This window comes from Methylocaldum sp. (assembly GCF_039794385.1).
Classification (GTDB): Bacteria; Pseudomonadota; Gammaproteobacteria; order Methylococcales; family Methylococcaceae; genus Methylocaldum.
The window spans coordinates 1-3,451 of sequence record NZ_JBDIVO010000430.1 but is presented as its reverse complement, the minus strand read 5'-3'; the positions used below and the strand labels follow the sequence as shown (position 1 = coordinate 3,451).

The following is a 3,451-nucleotide window of genomic DNA, read 5'->3' as shown; positions in this document are numbered from 1 at the left end:
TTCTCCAGCCAGGCCTTGTCGTCCAGGAAGCGCCGCAACTGCTGCGAAAGCTGGGCGACCGTGCGCTGGGTGTGCTCGCCCGCTTCCAGCCAGTCATAGTGAATGCGGCGGGTGCGGGCGTCCGGCCGGAGTTCGGCCACCGGCGGCAGGTTCAGCACCCGATCCAGCAGTTCCGTCAGTTCTTCCTGGCGGCGGCTGGACATGAGGAAATCCCAGAAGGCGCGGAAGCTTCGGCCCTGATCCGAATCGGCGATGGCGTCGCGCTCGCCCATGATCTCTTCCAGCAGCGCGCCCTTGCCGCCGTCCCACAGCGCGATGCGCTCCCGCACCCGCCGGTCCAGTGCGCGGAAATTGTGCTCGACCTCGCGAAAATCGGTGAGGAGTTCTCGGGCGAGCGCCATGAACTGCTGGAAGCGGTCCTTGAGCGCCGTGTCGTCCAGCAGGGGGATGTCGCCGGACAGAATGCGCGCGATCTCGGCGTCGATCTCGTCGCGGCGCTTGTGGAGTTCTGCGATGCGCGCCTCGGGGTCGGTCTCGGAGCCTTCGCTCATCTGCTTGAGCAGTTCGAACAGCGTGAGCAGCCGCGATTCCGTCCCGACGAAAGCCCGTTCGGTCAGCGTGCCCAGCCAGGCTATCGCCTTTTCGGTGGCTGGGGTCAGATCGAAATGCGGTTCGTCCGAGCCCTGAACATAGAACTTGCGTAGCCAGGCCTTGTCGTTGCCGGCCCAGTCGTTCAGGTATTCGAGCGCAGGCTTAGGGAAAGCGTCCTCCCCCAGCCGCTCGCGCAGCCCGAACAACTCGTCCTCCAGCGCCTCGGCCAAATCCGCCTGCGCCATCACCCGCACATTGGGCGCGACGAACACGCGATGAAGAAAACTCGCCACCAGCGGCGCGTGATCCGAGCGCAGCAAGCGCCAGGCCGGATGGTTCTGGCGGAGAAGGTCGAGGGTGGTGAAATCCAAACTCATGGCAGGTCGTGAAAGCGCTCAATCGCCCGTTGTGATTCGTTGGAATTGCCTTCCTTAGTGCATGGCGACGCCAGCCCGGTCGGCGATTTTTCGGGCGAGGCGTTGAAAGTCTCTGTAACAGTCGGAGACCGCTTCTTGATGGGAGCCAATGGCGCCGTCGGCCGATTTCAGGAAAAACATCGGCTTGCGGGCGTCCATCGCCATGGGCATCAGGCTGCGGTAGTGCCTGAGCAAGGCAAGATTGTAGGGATCATTTGCAACGCTGGGGCTGTTTGCGGAGGACTCAGTCAGTACCGCTTCACGATAAACCGAAGGAATACGTGCCATCCAGCGCTGATAGGCCTTGACCGGCCGGCTGTCGCGTATGCTGTGTTGCATGACGACATAACCGACGGGCTGCATCGTGCCGCGGGGCATGGGAACGTCTTGCGGCGCTTTCGGCAACAACTCCGCCCAAACCTCGCGCCATTCCCGCAGCGTGGGTCCCAAGTTCTTGAGGCCTTGCAGCGAAAATAAATCCGGTGCCAGCGGCAGTACCACCTGATCGGAAGCGATGAGCGCCGAGCGGTTGATAGCGCCTAAATTGGGACCGACATCGACGAGAACGATTTCCGCTCCCCAGGTACTCCCTTCCAGAATGAGCCGGTGGAAAGCCGTCATGGTGCGGAAAGCCGACTCGTCGCGGTTGTGGCAGCGCGGCCAGGCATCCGAGAGTTTGTCTTCGAAGCGGGAAAGCCCCAAATCGCCGGCGATGAGTCCCAAATTCGGGGTGATTTTTTCGACATGCGGCGAAGCGATGTCGCCGATGCCGCGCAGAATGGGACGGATGATCCCGTACACGGTCTGCGGGTGGTCATCGTCCGGCCACAGTTCTTCCAGGCGAGTTTCGTCCAGGAACATGGCCGTCAGATTGGCCTGCGGGTCGAAATCCACCGCCAGGGTTCTGACGCCGCGGTCGGCCAGCATCCATGCCAGGTGATATACCAACGACGTTTTGCCGACGCCGCCCTTGTTGTTGAAAAACGCCACGGTTTTCATGTCGCTCTCCGATACACCTTGACCAGTACCGTGTGCGGGTCAAAAAAGTCGAACTGGGCCGGCGGATTGCCGTTCAGCGCGAGCAGCGCCTGCGCGCGCTGAACGCCGTAGCCGAAACGATTCACAAAGCCCAGCGATTTCATGGCTTCCGCGATGATCGGATTGCGGTAGCTGTTGCGAGTAGGGAAATTCTCCGGCGTGGCCTCGCCGTACAACCCGCCCGGACTCAGGATTTCGACATGATCGCTGAACCAATAGAAGCGGATGGGGGTGTTGCTCTCATAGTTACGGTGCATCACGGCATTCATCAGAAGCTCCCGTAGCGCCCATTCGGGGTAATCGGGCACCAATTTTTCCTCGAAACCGCCTACCGTATGAAGCCTGGTTTGGATAAGCAGTCTTACGCGGCTTTCGAGCTCGTGCAGAATGGAGTGCAAGTCACCGGAGATTTCGGCCTGATCCTCGGGCACATCGGTCAAATCGGTACCCGGCAGTTTTAGATATTGCACATAAGCGCCCGGAAGGTAAAAGCGCGGGTTTTTGCCGAACAAAAGAATGCCCGCATGGGTAGGACAGTGGCGTTCGGTGTCGAACAAGCGGAGGGCGGCTAATTGATGTTCGATGGGCCTGTGATTGGCCAAGACCGTTTCAGGGTCGATGGTCTCACGGCGGTAGGCGTCAAATTGCCCCAAGGCAATGTCGTTGAGCCTCGCTTCCAGGCACGGGCGGGCATCGAAGGAGCGTGCCAGCGCTGTGCGGCGCTCGGATAACAAACGTTCTTCCTGCTCGTTGGCAAGGCCTTTGCGCGGACCAACACGGATATGGACCCGCCCCTTGTACCTTACGGGGGGCAAGTCGGAGGGCAACACCTCGACGACCGCCACATCGCCGCCCTGCAATGCGAACTTGAATACATTCATTGCCGGTTGCGGCAGTACGTTTCCATCGGAACGGATGGCGCCGAGATTCTTGAGCAACTCGTCGGTAACGGTCAGTCCTGAAAGAGATCCGTCGTCATTGACCCCTATCAGGAGATAGCCGGGACGGCGATGGCCGGGGAGGTCGTTGGCAAAGGCACAGATGGCTTGGCCGAATTTGTCGGTATCCGACGTTGATCGGGTTCGTTCGATGCGGTCGGATTCGAGATCCGATAGCAGCGCGAGCAGTTCATCTTGACCTAACATGCTTTGGTCCTCCGACGCTTCGTTTGCCTGAACCCACTGGAGAGATTACCGCGCGTTGGCATACAGGGTTCACCCGGGCCGAAAACAAACAGTAATTCTAAGGAGAAATCGGGTATACCGACACAAGATTATCTCTTTAATGCGAATTAAGGGCTGTCCGGCCACTGGTTCAACAGGAACATGGCAGCCGCGAGGCGGCCGAAGACGTGAACGAGGAGTCCCCGCGAGGAGCGGACTTTGCTGGCCGCCTCGATACCGGTT

General features: G+C 60.1%; 3 protein-coding genes. All 3 read right to left on the bottom strand.

The annotated features are described in order from the left end of the window. On the bottom strand, positions 1-968 hold a 968-nt coding region (locus ABJK70_RS22165; protein ID WP_347259158.1), incomplete at its 3' end, for a DUF3375 domain-containing protein. Positions 969-1,022: 54 nt separating this feature from the next. Further along, positions 1,023-2,006 (bottom strand): AAA family ATPase, encoded by a 984-nt coding sequence (locus ABJK70_RS22160; protein ID WP_347259157.1) that lies wholly within the window; start codon positions 2,004-2,006, stop codon positions 1,023-1,025. After that, on the bottom strand, positions 2,003-3,190 hold the full coding sequence (locus ABJK70_RS22155) for an RNA-binding domain-containing protein (RefSeq protein WP_347259156.1): 1,188 nt from the start codon (positions 3,188-3,190) through the stop codon (positions 2,003-2,005). The genes ABJK70_RS22160 and ABJK70_RS22155 overlap by 4 nt, the downstream gene beginning before the upstream one ends. Positions 3,191-3,451 lie beyond the last annotated feature (261 nt).